This is a genomic window from Streptomyces sp. NPDC127106, assembly GCF_042677605.1.
Lineage (GTDB): Bacteria > Actinomycetota > Actinomycetes > Streptomycetales > Streptomycetaceae > Streptomyces.
The window spans coordinates 38623-54115 of record NZ_JBHXTC010000052.1 but is presented as its reverse complement, the minus strand read 5'-3'; the positions used below and the strand labels follow the sequence as shown (position 1 = coordinate 54115).

At 74.1% G+C, this 15493-nt stretch carries 14 protein-coding genes; 5 read left to right on the top strand and 9 right to left on the bottom strand.

Going from position 1 to position 15493, the window contains the following annotated elements:
* Nucleotides 1–127 precede the first annotated feature (127 nt).
* On the bottom strand, nt 128–844 hold the full coding sequence (locus ACFVGY_RS30505; protein WP_385683308.1) for a GntR family transcriptional regulator: 717 nt from the start codon (nt 842–844) through the stop codon (nt 128–130).
* A gap of 155 nt (nt 845–999) precedes the next feature.
* On the opposite strand from ACFVGY_RS30505, the gene ACFVGY_RS30500 reads away from it, so the two are divergent.
* Nucleotides 1000–1752 carry an SDR family NAD(P)-dependent oxidoreductase gene (locus ACFVGY_RS30500; RefSeq protein ID WP_385683305.1) on the top strand — a complete coding sequence of 251 codons (753 nt, stop codon included), beginning with the start codon at nt 1000–1002 and terminating at the stop codon, nt 1750–1752.
* Between the two features lie 122 nt (nt 1753–1874).
* On the opposite strand, the gene ACFVGY_RS30495 is transcribed toward ACFVGY_RS30500, so the two are convergent.
* The gene (locus tag ACFVGY_RS30495; RefSeq protein WP_385683302.1) at nt 1875–2309 is read right to left on the bottom strand and encodes a hemerythrin domain-containing protein; all 435 of its coding nucleotides are present in this window, start codon (nt 2307–2309) and stop codon (nt 1875–1877) included.
* 108 nt (nt 2310–2417) lie between these two features.
* On the opposite strand from ACFVGY_RS30495, the gene ACFVGY_RS30490 reads away from it, so the two are divergent.
* Together ACFVGY_RS30490 and ACFVGY_RS30485 are read left to right on the top strand one after the other, a co-directional pair.
* Nucleotides 2418–3254: an IclR family transcriptional regulator gene (locus tag ACFVGY_RS30490; RefSeq protein ID WP_385683299.1), complete on the top strand. Its 837-nt coding sequence runs from the start codon at nt 2418–2420 to the stop codon at nt 3252–3254.
* Between the two features lie 87 nt (nt 3255–3341).
* Entirely contained in the window at nt 3342–3668 is a 327-nt protein-coding gene (locus tag ACFVGY_RS30485; protein ID WP_385683296.1) for a putative quinol monooxygenase, read from the top strand.
* 35 nt (nt 3669–3703) lie between these two features.
* Here the strand turns inward: ACFVGY_RS30485 and ACFVGY_RS30480 are convergent, their stop codons facing one another.
* From ACFVGY_RS30480 to ACFVGY_RS30465, 4 genes are all read right to left on the bottom strand, one after another.
* Complete coding sequence (locus ACFVGY_RS30480; RefSeq protein ID WP_385683293.1) at nt 3704–5332, bottom strand: AMP-binding protein; 1629 nt, start codon at nt 5330–5332, stop codon at nt 3704–3706.
* Nucleotides 5333–5423: 91 nt separating this feature from the next.
* A complete protein-coding gene (locus ACFVGY_RS30475) occupies nt 5424–6116 on the bottom strand; it encodes an RraA family protein (RefSeq protein ID WP_385683290.1) in 693 nt (230 codons plus the stop codon).
* A gap of 121 nt (nt 6117–6237) precedes the next feature.
* On the bottom strand, nt 6238–6486 hold the full coding sequence (locus ACFVGY_RS30470) for a hypothetical protein (protein WP_385683287.1): 249 nt from the start codon (nt 6484–6486) through the stop codon (nt 6238–6240).
* Nucleotides 6487–6541: 55 nt separating this feature from the next.
* Entirely contained in the window at nt 6542–7756 is a 1215-nt protein-coding gene (locus ACFVGY_RS30465; RefSeq protein ID WP_385683284.1) for a cytochrome P450, read from the bottom strand.
* Between the two features lie 291 nt (nt 7757–8047).
* On the opposite strand from ACFVGY_RS30465, the gene ACFVGY_RS30460 reads away from it, so the two are divergent.
* Nucleotides 8048–8548, top strand: coding sequence for a hypothetical protein (locus ACFVGY_RS30460; protein WP_385683281.1), 501 nt, complete (start codon nt 8048–8050; stop codon nt 8546–8548).
* Between the two features lie 99 nt (nt 8549–8647).
* Here ACFVGY_RS30460 and ACFVGY_RS30455 read toward each other — a convergent pair whose 3' ends face one another.
* The gene (locus ACFVGY_RS30455) at nt 8648–10285 is read right to left on the bottom strand and encodes a phospholipase D-like domain-containing protein (protein ID WP_385683278.1); all 1638 of its coding nucleotides are present in this window, start codon (nt 10283–10285) and stop codon (nt 8648–8650) included.
* Nucleotides 10286–10594: 309 nt separating this feature from the next.
* Between ACFVGY_RS30455 and ACFVGY_RS30450 the strand changes: the two genes are divergently transcribed.
* Nucleotides 10595–11227 (top strand): RDD family protein, encoded by a 633-nt coding sequence (locus tag ACFVGY_RS30450; RefSeq protein ID WP_385683276.1) that lies wholly within the window; start codon nt 10595–10597, stop codon nt 11225–11227.
* A 94-nt stretch (nt 11228–11321) separates the two neighbouring features.
* On the opposite strand, the gene ACFVGY_RS30445 is transcribed toward ACFVGY_RS30450, so the two are convergent.
* Nucleotides 11322–14036 carry a DUF6493 family protein gene (locus ACFVGY_RS30445; RefSeq protein WP_385683273.1) on the bottom strand — a complete coding sequence of 905 codons (2715 nt, stop codon included), beginning with the start codon at nt 14034–14036 and terminating at the stop codon, nt 11322–11324.
* Nucleotides 14033–15493 (bottom strand): SWIM zinc finger family protein, encoded by a 1461-nt coding sequence (locus tag ACFVGY_RS30440; protein WP_385683270.1) that lies wholly within the window; start codon nt 15491–15493, stop codon nt 14033–14035. The genes ACFVGY_RS30445 and ACFVGY_RS30440 overlap by 4 nt, the downstream gene beginning before the upstream one ends.

The window sequence follows — 15493 nt, the reverse complement described above, 5'->3', positions numbered from 1 at the left end:
CGCCCGCGTCGACGCCCGGGCCGCACCCGGCCGCCCCGCCCCGCGTCGACGCCCGGGCCCCACCCGGCCGCCCCCGGCCTCGCCGGCCCCGGGCCGCACCGGGCCGCCGACGCGGGCCCCCGGGGTGTCAGGCGGTGGTCCTGAGGTGGCGGACCAGTTCGCGGCAGGCTGCCAGGACGTGGTCCTCCGCGGCTTCCTGGGCCGCCCGGGCCTCCCCCGTGCGCAGCAGCCGTACCAGTTCGCGGTGTTCCTCCACGACGGCCGCACGGTAGTCGTCGTGTCCGAGCCGGACCCGGGTCAGCTGGTAGAGGTGGATCTGCGAGCGGATGCCCGCCCAGCCGTCGTACAGGCGGCGGTTGCCGGCGATCCGGTGGATCCGGTCGTGGAAGTCCAGGTCGAGGGCGAGCAGGCGGGGGCCCTGCGCGCCCCGGGCGAGCTCCTCCGCCATGGCGTCGACCCGCGCGTCCAGTTCGGTGACGTCCGACTCCGTGGCGCGTTCGGCGGCGAGGCGGGCGGCGAGGCGTTCGAGCGCCGCCCGGACCGCGTACAGGTCCGCCGCCTCGTCCGCCGTGACGTCGATGACCTTCGTACCCCGGTGCCACTCGCTGCGGATGAGCCCTTCACGCGCGAGCACGGACAGGCCCTCGCGCACCGAGCCCCGGCTGATGGCCAGCGACCGGGCGAGTTCGACCTCGCGCAGCGCCGCGCCCGGCGCGAACCGCCCGTCGAGGATCGCCTCGCGGATGCGGTCCGCGGCCTCGTCCGCCAGGCCCCGGCGCCGGGCCGGGCCCACGACGCCCGCAACGCCACCGCCTGCGCCCGACTCGGTCTCTCCTGCGTCCATACGGCGAATGTTGACATTCGGACATCAGCGGGTCAAAGTCGGGGCCGAGCTCAGTGGAAGGAGAACGCGATGGGGCGACCCGGTTTCCATCTCACCGTGCCCGTCGACGACTTGGCGCGGCTCCGGGAGGGGCACGAGGGGCAGGTGTGCGCCCGATGAGCCGCGGAGTCCTGGTCACCGGTGCGTCCCGGGGCATCGGCCGGGCGGTGGCCGCCGCGTTCGCCCGGCGGGGTGACCGGGTGGCCGTGCACTGCTCCAGCCGGCAGGCCGACGCGCTGGACACGCTGGCCGCGCTGCCCGGGGACGGGCACGTGCTCGTCGAGGGCGACCTCACCGACCCGGCCCGCGTCGAGGCCCTGGTCGCCGAGGCGGCCGAAGCACTGGGCGGCATCGACGTGCTGGTGAACAACGCGGCGGTGATGATCGCGCACCCGCTGCCCACGACCTCGTACGCGGACTGGCAGGAGGCCTGGCAGCGCACGGCGGCGGTGAACCTGTTCGGCACCGTCAACGTCAGCTACTGCGCGGCCCGTCGCATGATCGACGAGGGCCGTTCGGGACACATCGTGAACGTCGGCTCGCGCGGCGCGTTCCGCGGCGAGCCGGACCATCCCGCGTACGGGGCCACCAAGGCCGCGCTGCACGCGTTCGGCCAGTCGCTGGCGGTCTCGCTCGCGCCGCACGGCATCGTGGTCGCCTCGGTGGCGCCGGGCTTCGTCGCCACCGAGCGGGTCGCCGGCCGCCTCGCCTCCCCCGAGGGGGAGCGGATCACCGCGCAGAGCCCGTTCGGCCGGGTCGCCGCGCCGGAGGAGGTCGCCTCGGCCGTCCTGTACCTGGCCTCGCCCGAGGCGGCCTGGTCCTCCGGGGCGGTCCTGGACGTCAACGGGGCGTCGTACCTGCGGACCTGAGGGACGGCGTGGTCGTGCGAGCCGGGACGTCCGGGGCGGCACCGGTGTGCGGGGCCCCTGCGCCTCCTCCGGAGTGACGGTTCGGGGTTCCGGGGCGTGCGGCCGAACAGGCTCGTCCCTGCTCAGTCACCGGGAACGGCGGCGTGTCCGAGCGGCCAGCCACGGGCCCACGCCGGGTCGTCCGAGCGGTCCGCGGCCGTGTCGCAGGCGGCCCGGAGGGCGTCGAGCGCCTCGTGGTCGTCGGCGAAGCGGACCAGACCGGCGACGGTGTCCGCGGCGTCCGGCACGGCGTCGAGGACCAGCGGCCACAGGATCCGGTCCTCGCCGCGGTGGTGGCGCCGTACGACGGCGTGGTAGCGGTGCACGTACGCGGCGATGGCGGCGGCCCGCCCGGCGGGCACCGGCCGCCCGGCCGAGGCGAGACCGGCGAGCAGCGCGGCGAGGCGGTCGATGTCGGCGAGCGCCGCCCGGTGGGCGAGCCGGTTGCCGATGGGGTCGGGTGCCGTGCCCGTGCCGTGCGGTGCTGCCGCGGTGTCGCAGGTGCGTTCGCTGTCCATGCCACGACTCTGCCCGGTGCACCTTTGCATCCGGTCAACGTTCGATGAACGCCGCCGGGCACCGTACGCTCGTACGTCTGTCCTGCCGTCCACCCTCGGGAACCCGCCATGCCGCCGTCCACCGGTCCCGGTACCGGTCCGCAGTCCGTCGACCGTGCACTGGCGATCCTCGACGCCGTCGCCGACACGGGCGGCGGGCCGGTCAGCGCGAAGGCCCTGGCACGCCGGCTGGGGTGCTCGCTGTCCACGGCCTACCACCTGCTGGCCCCGCTCACCGAGCGCGGCTACCTGGTGCGCACCGCGCAGGGGTACGTGCTGGGGCCCAGGATCCCCGGACTGCACCGGAGCCTGCTGCGGCAGTTGGAGTCGGCCCCGCGCATGGCGGACGTGCTGGCCGGGCTGCGCCGCGCCACCGGCGCCGAGGCGTACTACACCGCGTACCGGGGCGGCCTGATCACGGTGGTCGACACGACGGCGCCGGTCACCGACACCGGCAACCCGTTCATCCCGGGACGGGAGACCCGGGCCCATGCCACGGCGCACGGCAAGGCGCTGCTGGCCGAGCTGCCGCGGACGGCGGTGCGGCGCTACCTGGCCGAGCACGGGATGGCCCGGCTGACCGGAGCCACCATCACCCGTGCCGACGCGCTGGAGGCGGAGCTGGCCCGCGTGCGGGGGCAGGGCTTCGCCGTGTCGGTCGGGGAGGCCGATCCCGCGTACACCTGCGTGGCCGTCGCCCTGCCCCGCGGGGCCGGCGAGCCGGTCGGGCCCGACGGCCGCAGCGGCGGTGGCGGTGGCGGTGGCGGTGGCGGTGGCGGTGGCAGCGACGCCGTGCACGCCCTGTCGGTGTCGCTGCCGACCACGGATTTCCGGCGGCGGAACCGGGAAATCCGCGCCGCCCTCGTCCGGACGGCCGAACAGGTCCTCGCCATGGGCCCGCGCTGAACCCGGTCCGCGCGGAGTTTTCCGACGATGCCGGAAAACGGGCCCGCCCGGGTGCGCGGCCCGGGCGCCGCGTGCCAGGCTGTCCGCATGATCTTCATCGCCGTCAGGTTCGACGTCCGTCCCGAGTTCAGCGACGACTGGCTCACGATCGTCGACGACTTCACCCAGGCCACCCGCAACGAGCCGGGCAACCTCTTCTACGACTGGTCGCGCAGCGTCGACGACCCCACCAAGTACACGCTCCTGGAGGGCTTCGCCGACGCCGAGGCGGGCGCCGCGCACGTCGCGTCGGACCACTTCAAGGCCGGTATGGAGACGATGGCCGGCGCCATCGCCACCCGCCCGGAGATCATCCACGTCGAGGTGCCCGGCCAGGGCTGGAACACCATGTCCGAGCTGTCGCCGCGCGACTGAGCTTCCGTCACCTCTCCCGCACCACGGCGCCCACGTCACACGGGAAGGTCCAGCAGGCGGGCCGCCATCTCGCGCATCTCGACCTTGCGGATCTTCCCGGTGACGGTCATCGGGAACTCCTCCACCACGTGGACGTAGCGCGGGATCTTGAAACGGGCCAGCCGTCCGTCGCAGTAGGCGCGGACGGCCGCCGCGGTCAGCGGGGCGGCGCCGTCCCGCATCCGCACCCATGCCATCAGCTCCTCCCCGTACTTGGCGTCGGGCACGCCGATGACCTGGACGTCCAGGACGTCCGGGTGGGCATGGAGGAACTCCTCGATCTCCCGCGGGTACACGTTCTCCCCACCCCGGATCACCATGTCCTTGATGCGGCCGGTGATGCTCAGGTAGCCGTCGTCGTCCATGACCGCCAGGTCCCCGGTGTGCATCCAGCGCGCCGCGTCGACCGCCTCGGCGGTGCGTTCCGGTTCGCCCCAGTAACCGAGCATCACCGAGTAGCCGCGGGTGCACAGCTCCCCCGGCTCGCCGCGCGGGACGGTCCGGCCGGTCTGCGGGTCGACGACCTTGACCTCCAGGTGCGGGCCGACCCGGCCCACGGTGGAGACCCGCCGCTCGATGGAGTCGTCGGCGCGGGTCTGCGTCGACACCGGGGAGGTCTCCGTCATCCCGTAGCAGATGGCCACCTCGGCCATGCCCATGCGGTCGATGACCTCCTTCATCACCTCGACCGGGCACGGCGAGCCGGCCATGATGCCGGTGCGCAGGGTGGACAGGTCGTACCCGGCGAATCCCGGGACGGCCAGCTCGGCGATGAACATGGTGGGGACGCCGTACAGCGAGGTGCACCGCTCGGCCTCGACCGCGGCCAGGGTGGCCGCCGGGTCGAAGGAGGGGGCGGGAACGACCATCGCCGCGCCGTGGCTCGTGCAGGCCAGATTGCCCATCACCATGCCGAAGCAGTGGTAGTACGGGACCGGGATGCAGACCCGGTCCTGCTCGGTGTAGCGACACAACTCACCGACGAAATAACCATTGTTGAGGATGTTGTGGTGTGACAGGGTCGCACCCTTGGGGAAGCCGGTGGTCCCCGACGTGTACTGGATGTTGACCGGGTCGTCCGGGCTCAGTCCGGCCCCGACCCGGGCCAGTTCGGCCGGATCGCCTCGCCGGCCGCGCTCCAGCAGGGCCGCCCAGTCGGGCCCGTCCAGCAGGACGGTGAACTCCAACTCCGGGCAGCGCGGCCGTACTTCCTCGATCATGCCGGCGTAGTCGGAGGCCTTGAAGCGGTCGGCGGCGACCAGCATCCGCATCCCGGACTGCCGCAGCACGTACTCCAATTCGTGGGCCCGGTAGGCAGGGTTGACGGTGACGAGGATCGCGCCGACCTTGGCGGTGGCGTACTGCACGAGCGTCCACTCGGCGCGGTTGGGGGCCCAGATGCCGACCCGGTCGCCCTTGGCGATGCCGAGGCCGAGCAGGCCGAGGGCGAGGGCGTCGACGTCGGCGGCGAACTCCGCGTACGTCCAGCGGCGCCCGGTCGCGGCTTCGACGAGCGCGTCACGTCCGGGGAAGCGGCGTACGGTGCGGTCCAGGTTCTCCCCGATCGTGTCGCCCAGCAGCGGCACTTCACAGACCCCGGACGCATAGCTCGACGCAGCGGACACACGTTCCTCCTCGATCGGTGGCGGTGCATCCTAGCCCGTCCGCACCCCGGAAACGCCGCTCTTCACACCACTCCCCGATCCCCTCCCCGGCCTATTCCTCGATGGCGCCGCCGATCCGCCGCAGGTGCCGGCGAAAGGTGTACGAGGGGTCGGCCTCGCGCAGGACCAGGTAGTCGGCGAAGGCCGTCTGCCGGCGCAGGGTGTCGCCCGAACGGATCCTGCGGGCCTGCTCCCGCTCGGTGTCCCGGATCCGCCGGGCCGCGTCCAGCACCTCTTCCACCCGGTCGGCGGCGACGAACAGCACCCCGTCCGCGTCGCCGAAGACCAGGTCGGCGCCGGTCACCAGGTGCGCCCCGAACCGGGCGCTGGCCAGCGCCTCCGGCTCTCGCTCGTCCAGCCGTACGGGACCGGCCGGAAGGGATCCGTAGCTGAAGACGGGGAGGCCGATCTCCGCCAGCTCGGGCGTGTCGCGGTGCAGCCCCCACACCACCAGGCCGGCCAGGCCGGTCCGGTCGGCCTCCAGTGCGGACAGGTCGCCGACGCAGGCCTCGTCGGTGCGCCCGCCGTTGTCGATGACCAGGACGTCGCCGTGCCGGGCGCTGCCGAAGGCCTCCAGGAACACGTCGACGCTGCCGTAGTGGCGTACCGGCAGCGCGGGCCCGGCGATCCGCTGCCCGGTGACGACCGCGCCGATGCCGGGCGGCGCGACGCGCAGCGGCAGGCCGGTGCGCACGCACGCGTCGGCGACGAGCGGGGTGGACAGGTCGGCGAAGTCCTTCAGCATCGGCTCCCCTTCTCCTGGCGGGTCCTCCGGTCGGGGCGCCGCACGGGCCGCCCACCCCCATGGTGCCGCCCGGTACGGCGCGATGCCTACGGTGCGGTGCAGTGCGGTGCGGGTCGCCGGGTCAGGGGATGTCGGTGTCCGAGGGCTCCACCTCGTAGGCGTGCGGATCGTCGGTCACCCATTCGATCAGCGGGGAGTCACCGAGGACGATGTCGTCGGGATCGGGTACGCCGGCCCGGCGCAGGAACTCGATGACGTCGGCGTCGCTGCGGGCCAGGCCCAGGACCGACTCCCGACCTTCGGCCCGCAGGGAGACCCGGCGGCCGCCCGCGGGCGCGATCCGGTGGACGACGATCGGCGCATGGTGCATGCGCCCAGCCTCCGCCGGGACGGGCGGGCCCGCATCCGGACGCGGTCCGGCCGGTCTACGGGCGGCAGGTGACCGGCAGGGCGCGCAGGGCGTGGAAGCGGAAGGTGGCCGCCCACGGGAGCTCGCCGAGCGGGCGGGCCGGGCGGAGGTCCGGGAGGCGGTCGAGGAGGGTGCCCAGTGCGGCGCCGATCTGGAGGCGGGCCAGCGGGGCTCCCAGGCAGTAGTGCAGGCCGTGGCCGAGCGCGAGGTGGGCCTTGTCCGCGCGGGTGATGTCGAAGCGGTCGGGGTCCGGGTAGCGGGCCGGGTCCCGGTGCGCGGAGGCGAGGCAGAGCAACACCGTGTCGCCGGCCGGGATCCGGACGCCGCCGATCTCCACGGGTTCGGTGGGGAAGCGGCGGATCGCCGTCTGGTTGGGGGAGGTGTGGCGCAGCAGCTCCTCGACGGCTCCGGGGAGCAGCCCGGGGTCCGCGCGCAGGGCGGCCAGCTGGTCGGGGTGGTTCATCAGGGTGAGCGCGCCGGCGCTGATGACGTGCTGGACGTTCTCGCTGCCGGCCATCAGGATCAGGAAGGCGAGGGAGACGAGTTCGTCCTCGGTGAGACGGTCCTCCTCGTCGCGGGCGGCGATCAGTTCGGAGAGCAGGTCCTCGCCGGGGTGTGCGCGCCGCTCGGCCACGAGGTCGACGAGGAAGCGGTGGACGGAGCCGACCGCGGCCACGAGGTCCTCGCGCGAGCGCGGGGCGAGCATCGTGGAGATCCAGCCGGCGAACCGCTCCTGGTCGGGGCCGGGTATGCGGAGCAGCGCGCCGATGACCCGCAGGGGGAGCGGGTGGGCGAGCTCCGCGACCAGGTCGGCCTCGCCGTCGGTGGCGATCCGGTCCGTGAGCCCTGCCACCAGGTCGTCGACGCAGTCCTGGACGCCGGCCCGCAGGCGTTCGGCGTGGCGCGGCGTGAAGGCCTGGGACACCAGACGGCGCAGGCGCAGGTGGTCCTCGGGGTCGATGTTCATCAGGTTGCGGTCGAGCGCGGGCGGCAGGGAGAATCCGCTGAACCCGGTGGTGGAATGCCGCTTGTTGACGGAGAGCCGCGGATCGCAGAGCCCGCTGCGCACCTCCGCCTCGCGGGTGACGAACCAGACCGGGGATCCGTCGGGCAGCGCGATGCGGTGCACCGGTCCGGCGGCGCGCAGCCGCGCGTACAGCGCGTGCGGGTCGGCGGCGAAGGATGCGTCGAAGGGGCACGGAAGTGGGGCGGCGGCCGCCTGCTGTGTCATGCGGTGTCCTTATGCGTTTCGGTCGAATTCCCCCATGATGCCCGGGCCTTGTGGCCGTACCGGGCGGCGGGGCCGGGTGCAGGGGGCTGGCGACGGAGCCGATCCAGCCAAATTGTTGGCATGCTCCTGACATTTCAAGGTCGTCGTGCGACCTTCCGTGGCGTACGCCGCACCAGCTCTCTCCCCCGGCCGGTCCGCGGACACCGCCTCCACCCGCCGGGTGCACGCCGGCGTGGCCCTACCCAGGCCCCGCTTCACACCCCACAGGACGTGGCGAAGAGGAGCGACAGCATGCAGACCTCCACATGGCCGGGCGTCACCGCCCTGGCGGCCGCGCTGCTCGTCGGCAGCGCCGTACCGGCCAGCGCCCTCGGCCCCTCGGCCGAACAGCGGCTCGACGGCACCATCGTGGTCGCGGGCAACACCTGCACCTGGACCAACGCGAGCACCAGCGCCAACCCCCCGAGCACCCTGACCGTCGACCGCACGACCATCAACACCCCGGGCGGCAACCTGAGCTGCGGCGGCGGGATCACGGCCGCCCTCAACAACAACCCCGTCTTCACCTTCGACGACGCCGCCGGCACCGCGAAGACGGACGCCATCGACATCACCGGCAGGCAGAGCTTCATCTCCTGCCGCTACAAGGGCTCGAACATCACCTGGAACCGGGACGGGGCCACCCGCAAGTACGTCAACCAGGCCTTCACCGCCACCAAGGTCTCGGGCAGCTTCCTGTGCCCCGGATCGGTCACCACCGCGGCCGGCGACGCCTCCATGCTGTTCCGCTGACCCCGGCCCCCGGCCCCCGACCCCCGCACCGGGCACGACACGGCACGGCCCGCCCCCCGGCCCGAACACGGTCGGGGGGCGGGCCCGTTCGCACGCGGATCAGGCCTGGCAGATGCCGCGCTCGTGGTCGACCGTGGCGGTCGCGCGGGAGTACTGCCACTGGGGGGCCAGCAGCTGCTCGTTCAGCTGCCCGGCCGCGGCCGGGCTCTCCACGATGTAGCCGAAGTCCTGGAGCCACGCCGGGTAGAGGTTCTTCGAGCCGATGTAGAAGGCCGAGCCGTCCACCGACACCAGCTTGTGGTGCTGCGCGTAGGGACGGCCGTCCGCCCACTTCGGGCTCTGCGCGCTGCGGAACGTGGCCAGCTGGAGGTTCGAGCACATCGCGGCCCGGGCCTTGCCCTGGTCGCCGGTCAGCAGCGCGAGGCGGTCGCGGAGGGTGTCGCTGATCTCCGACAGCGACTTGATCTGCGAGTAGCCGCCACTGCCCACGGCGCCGCGGTTCTCGGGGTCGCTGACGACGATGCGGACCTTCACGCCGGCGGCCATCTTCGCGGCGAGGGCGTCGTAGACCCGGATGTCGTAGCGGGGCAGCGGCGGGCAGGTCGCGTTCATGTCCTGCTGGGAGATCTCGATGTGCCGGTCGGCGCTGGAGATCAGCGTCCGCAGCGCGCTCTCCTCCGGGTTGACCGTGTCGTAGTCGCGGTCGGCGTTGGTGTTGTCGTGCAGGCCGACGACGCACTTGGTGTCGGGGGCACTGGGCAAGGTGGGCCGGAACGTGGACATCGGGTCGTTGCGCTTGATGCCGACGCCGAGGCCGCCGACCGCGATGGCCGGAACGCCGCCGCCCTGGCCCTGCGCGGGCGCCGGCACCGGGTTGCTCTTGGCCAGCGCGGGCGTGCAGGAAGCGCCGTTGGAGGAGGCGAACCAGACGCTGGCGATGTTGCTCTTGTTCTGGCAGGTCCAGGACCACAGTTCGTCCAGGTACCGGCTGGCCGAGGCGGCCGCAGGGCCGCGCAGCGCGAGGTCGACGTCGGCGACCGGGTGGGTGGTCTCCGTGTAGTCGTCCTTCCAGCTGTTGATGCCGCCGGTGATGACGGACTGGCCGTCCACCACCAGGATCTTGGAGTGGTTCCAGGAGAACGCCGTCTTCGAGGTGGTCATCGAGGCGACGTTGAGGTCCACGCGAGCGGCGTCCGGGCCGAGCTTGGCGACCAGTTCGTCCCGGTACTTCGACGGCACCACGTTCAGGTGGTAGACGGGGGCCGCGCCGACGAGGATGCGCACCTTGAGCTTGTTCCCGCGCCCGGCCGAGGACTTCAGGCCGGCGACGATGGCGTCCTGGAACGCGCCGTTGGGGAAGGGCGCGAGGGTGGATATGTCGACGGTCTGCGTCGCCTGGGAGATGTTCTCCGTCATCTTCGCCAGCAGGCGCTGCGTTCCGGGGCGGGTCGCGCACGAGTTGTCGCCCCAGCAGCCGGGGGTCTGCAGCAGCCAGTCGGAGCCGCCCGCCGAGGACGCGTCCAGGACGTTGCCACCCGTCCGCTCCCACACCGACCCCTGGAGGCCGGGTGACACCTGGCGGAGCACCTGCTCGACGGCGTCGAGGTGGGGTGCCGGGGCGCCGTCAGCCGCGGGCGCGGCCGCCGCGGGCACCGCGGGGAACAGGGCCAGGACGGCCGCCGAAAGGGCTGCGCCGGCGGCGAGGGCGGAGGAACGCAAAAGGGAATGGCGGTGCAATGTAACTTCCTTGAAGGAGGGATCGCCGTCGCCGCAGACCGGGCCGCCGGCAAGATCAACTCGCGGAAGTTACCACCGAGTCGGATATCCCGGGAATCATGCACATCGGATTCGGCCACCCCCTATGCCCGCTTGCGCGACCCCCGGGAGGAATTGGCCGATACTCGCCGATTGGACAAGCGGTCGACTTAACGACAACGATGTTGGTCGCAACATCGCGGCTGCTCACGGGGGGCAAACCGGTCAAATGGCGTCGTTCCTCGACTCGGCCCGCAACGTCCCCATTTCCGACACCGGAGAGATTTCGCCATGAGCTTCGGCGACCCGAACAACCCGTACGGCCAGCAGCCCCCGCAGGGTCAGCCCGGATACCCGCAGCAGGCTCCCCAGGGCGTGCCCCCGCAGTACGGCTACCCGCAGCAGCCCGCGCAGGGTGTCCCGCCGCAGTACGGCTACCCGCAGCAGCCGGCCGCGCCGTACCCCGGCTACCCCGCCCCGGGGATGCCGGGCGGCGGGATGCCCGAGCTCGCCCACTGGGGCCTGCGGGTCGGCGCGTACCTGCTCGACATGCTGATCATCGCCGGTCCGATGTACGCCCTGGGCTTCATCGACCTCGCCACCGCCTCGGACCCGGCGACCGCCGAGCCCGGCATCTTCTTCACGATCGGCGTGCTGTACGCGATCGGCATGGGGATCTTCCAGCTGTACCGGGAGGGCTCCACCGGCCAGACCATCGGCAAGAAGGTCGTCGGCATCAGCGTCCGCCGCGAGTCCGACGGCAACACCCTCGGCTTCGGCATGGCGTTCGTCCGGAAGCTGGCCCACATCCTCGACGGCCTGCCCTGCTACATCGGCTGGCTGTGGCCGCTGTGGGACGACAAGAAGCAGACCTTCGCCGACAAGGTGTGCAGCACCGTCGTCATCCGCGTCCCCAAGGGCTGAGCCCGCTCACCCCGCCCTCTCCGCCCGGCAGCGATCGTTCGCTGCCGGGCGGACGCCGTTCCGGGACCCGCCGGACGTCCCGCCGCGCATCCCGTCAGGCGCGGGCTCGGACGCCCGGCGCGGTGGTGTCTGCCGTGGCGAGCGCGAGCGCGTTCCGCAGCCGCTTGGCCTGGGCGACCAGTTGGGACGAGCCGCTCCGCCCGGCGGCCACGGCCAGTCCCGCGGGCTCCGGTCCCCCGGTACCGCAGGCCTCCACGCACTCGGCGGCCACGGCCAGCACCTCCCCCGCCCCGCGCAGGCCACCGTCCGCCAACAGGGCCGGCAGCGCGCCGGCGAGCACCCCCCAGGTGGTCGCGTACGCGCCCGTTCCGGCGGCCGTGCGCACGGCGTCGGCGAGACGGTTGGGCTTGACCGTGCCCAGGGCCAGCAGTTCGCCGAGGTCCTGACCGAGCGTTGCGGTGTCCAACTCGCCCCGCGCGGCGAGCACCAGCAGCGCGTCCACGGCCGCCAGCCGGTCCTCGGCGTGCCGGGCCCCGAGACCGGTGGCCACCGCCAGGTGCAGCACTGGGCCCGCGGGTCCCCCCATCTCGGCCAGCCGGGACAGCCGCTGCCCCGCACCGCGCTCCTCGACGGCGGCGCACGCGGTCAGCGCGGGCAGCAGCAGGACCGCCTGGAGCTCGCGGTCTTCCGGCAGGATCGCGAACTGCGCGAGCTCCCAGCCCTCCCCGTGGTAGCAGCGGTCGGGGCTGCCGCCGAACGCGTGGCCGAGCCGGTGGAAGGCGGCCGGGAACTCCGCGCCCAGCACCGGCCGTTCCTCTGCGTCGACGACGATCCGCGGCACCGAGTCCCGCGTCTGGCCGCCCCACCAGCTGGGCCGCCGCGGCGCGGGCTCCTCGACGCGGCGGACCGTGCGCGGCGGTTCGCCGGCCCCGGTCAGCCAGGCCGCGAGGCGCGCGCCCCCGGGCGTGCCGAGCGCGGCCGCCGCCGGGGCGGCCTCCGGGTCGCGCCGTACCCGCAGCAGCGCCTGGCCGAAGTCGACGGGGGCGGGTTCGACGCCCAGGCGCTGGTAGGCGGCGAGGCGTTCGACGAGGTCCGACGGCTCCAGGGAGCCCGTGTCCCAGGTCGGTGTGGCGAGCAGGAACGGCAGCGGTTCCGCCAGGATGCGGCCGGCCGCCTCGTACAGGCGGGCCGCCGTCACCCCGCCCATGGCGGTGTGGGCGCAGTCCCGTCCCCACCGGTCGTCGCGCAGGCCGCGGCCCGCGCGCAGGTCGTACGCGTTGACGTACCCCAGGACCGTCGCGGCGACGAGCTCCAGGCCGCGGAGCCATTCGGGGTCCGCGTGGTGGCCGCCGTCGGTGATCCACGGCCGGTCGGCCAACGCCGGGCGCAGGGCGGTGGCGAGTTCGGCCCGGTCCCGGTGGGCGTGGCGGACGAGGGCGTCGACGGCGGTCTCGAACTCCTCGGTGGTCGGCTGCCGGGACTTGACCAGGGCCGCGACCAGCTCGACTGTCTCGGCGAGCGAGAGCTGCGGGGCGGAGTCCAGGCGGCGGCGCACCGGGGCCGGGGGCAGGGTCTCCGTGTACGGCGCCCCGCCGTCGGCCGCGTCGGCGACGGCTCCGAGCAGTTCGGCGGCCGCGCGCCGGTGGCCGGGGCTGAGCACTTCGGCCTGGAAGGCGAGTTCGGTGCGCAGGTCGTCGTCCTGCGGGCGCAGGTGGGCGGCGACGAGCTTGAGGGCACGCTCCTGGAGAGCGGTATCGGCGTGGCCGAAGGCGGCGGCGACGGCGGGCAGCAGGACGAAGCGGTCGTCCCGTTGCCGCCGCAGCGCCTTGCCGAGGAGTACCAGCTGGGCGCGTACGAGCTTCTTCTCCGGTCGGAAGAGGACGGCGGCCGACATCTCGGCGAGCCGCTCGGCGGGCAGCCGTCCGGCGTGGAACAGGCCGGTGAGGACCTGCTGCGCGTGGCCGGCGAGCGGGGAGGGCGCGTCGGCGGCCAGGGCGATCCACTCCGCGATCCGCTCCTCCTGCTCGTCCCCGGTGGGTTCGAGGACGCCCAGGAGGTCGGTGAAGAAGGTGAGCCCGGTGGGGCGGCCGCCGCGCAGGAGCCGGGCGAGGCAGCCGTCGAGCAGCGTCCGCCGCTCGACGGTCCCCTCGGCTGCGAGTGCGGCGAGCTCGGCGGGCCAGCGGTCGGGGACCCCGGGGGTGCTGTACCAGCCGAGGGCGTCGGGGGTCTCGGCCGTCTCGAAGAGACGGGGCACCAGCTCGCGTACGTACGGCTCCTCGCGCAGCGCGAGGCGCAGGGTGCGAGTGGATCCCCGGTGGCCGCCGAAGGACATCTGCCGGGCCCAGGCCTGGACGAACGCGTCGCCGGTGGGGGGCGGGCAGTCGTCCGGTGCCCGCTGGAGCAACTCCCGGATCAGCTGGTAGTCGCCGTCCACGGTGGAAGCGCGGGCGGCGAGGCGGTGGGCGAGGTCTCCGAGCCAGGCCGGGTCGCGGTCGGCGAGCACTTTCAGCAGTGCCGCCCTCCGGGATCCGCCCGGCTCGCTCAGGTCGCGGGCGGCGATCCTGGAGGCGGCGGCCGCGGCGCCGGTGTGGCAGCCGGCGCCGGCGACGAGCAGGGCGGGACGTATCCGCTCGCGTTCGGCCCGGCGGCTCCAGTCCCAGCCGCGGATCTCGCGGCGCAGGGCGGTGAGTTCGGTGGCCAGGGCGCGGCGTTCGGCGGCCGGCAGGTGCTTGATCAGGCCGGGAAGGCGGTCGGTGCGGCCGGCGTGGACGGCGTCGAGGACGGCATCGCGGAGGGTGTCGGTGTTCATCGGGTTCCTCCTGCGGCCGGAGCGGCGGTGGTGGGGGCGGCTGCGGTGGACGCGGCAGGCGCGGCGGAGGCGGGTGCGGCGGATGCGGGTGCGGCGCGCCGGGCCATGCGGACGGCGAGGGCGTGCTTGCACGGACCGCGGCGGCCGCGGTAGTCGGCCCACCACTGGCAGGTGCAGCTCAGCACCCCGGTGGCGGCCTCGCGGACCTGGTAGCGGCGCTCCCCGGACAGGACGGTGGCGGTGGCGTCGGCGTGCAGGAGGACCGAGCCCTCGGCGAGCAGGGCCCGGGCGGCGACCAGCCGGGGGTTGTGGCGTTCGGCGCGGCGGGCGTCGTAGGGCAGTTCCCGGTGGAAGTAGGCGGCTTCGGCGACGTCGTAGCCGACCCGGCCCGCGGTGCCGAGGCGGGCGAGGGCCGCGCGGACGCGTTCCGTGCTCAGTCCGCACTGTTCGGCGAGGTCGGCGGTGTCGATGCGGGGTTCCCAGGCGAGGAGGACGGAGACGAGCTCGGCGTCGGCGGCCGCGTCGTCGGTGGCGAGTGCCTCCAGGACGCCGCCCTCGCCGGAGAACCCGCGGGCGGGCTCCGGGGAGAGGGTGAGGGTGAGGCGCATGCCGGGCAGGGTGACCTCCCACGCGCTGGCGGTGGCCGCGCCGCCGTGGGCCGCGGGCCCGTACACGCGCAGCCCGGTCGCGTACCGCAGGACCCGCTGGAGGGCGGCGAGCCGGTCCGGGCCGGGCAGGCACACGGCGCCGGGGACCGGCCGGGTGGTGGGCCGCAGCGTGGCGCCGGCGGGGACGACCCACAGGGGTCCGCGGGCGGCGCCGGCGCCGCCGGCCGGGCTGCGCGGGAGGCTGCGCAGGAACCGTACGGCTTCGGCCGCGGCCAGTTCGGCGCGCAGGTCGAACCCGGCGGACACCACCTGGGATTCGGCGAACCCGCGCAGCCAGCGGTCGGGCAGCGGCACCTTCTTCTCCACGACCGGACCGTGCAGGGTGGTGACGGCCAGTTCGTCGGGGCCGACGCGCAGGTGCAGCGGCTCGTCGCCGGTCAGCCGTGAGAGGGCGTCGCGCAGCGGGTTGTTGACGTCGACGTTGGTGGTTCCGTGGCCGGTGTCGGCGCCGTCGAGACCCTCGGGGAGCACGTCGAGCCGGGCGTACACCCCGCAGCAGCCGGAGAACGACTCGAACCGCAGGCGGTCGCCGTTCGCGGTGACGACCGGGTCCAGCGAGGCCCGCAGGGTGCGCTGGTAGTAGCGCGCGGCGGCGACGTCGGCCACGGCCAGCAGCCCGCGCGCGGCTGCCTGAGGGGCGCTCAGGAACCCGGCGAAGAACTGCGGATGGGCCTCGGGGCCGGCCGGGGTCAGCCCCCCGGAGGTCTCCAGTCCGAGGAGCCGCCCGCCCCGGTTCGAGGTGAGGGCGGACGGGCGTGCGTAGGCGAGTGCCTGCGTGGATCGGCTCAT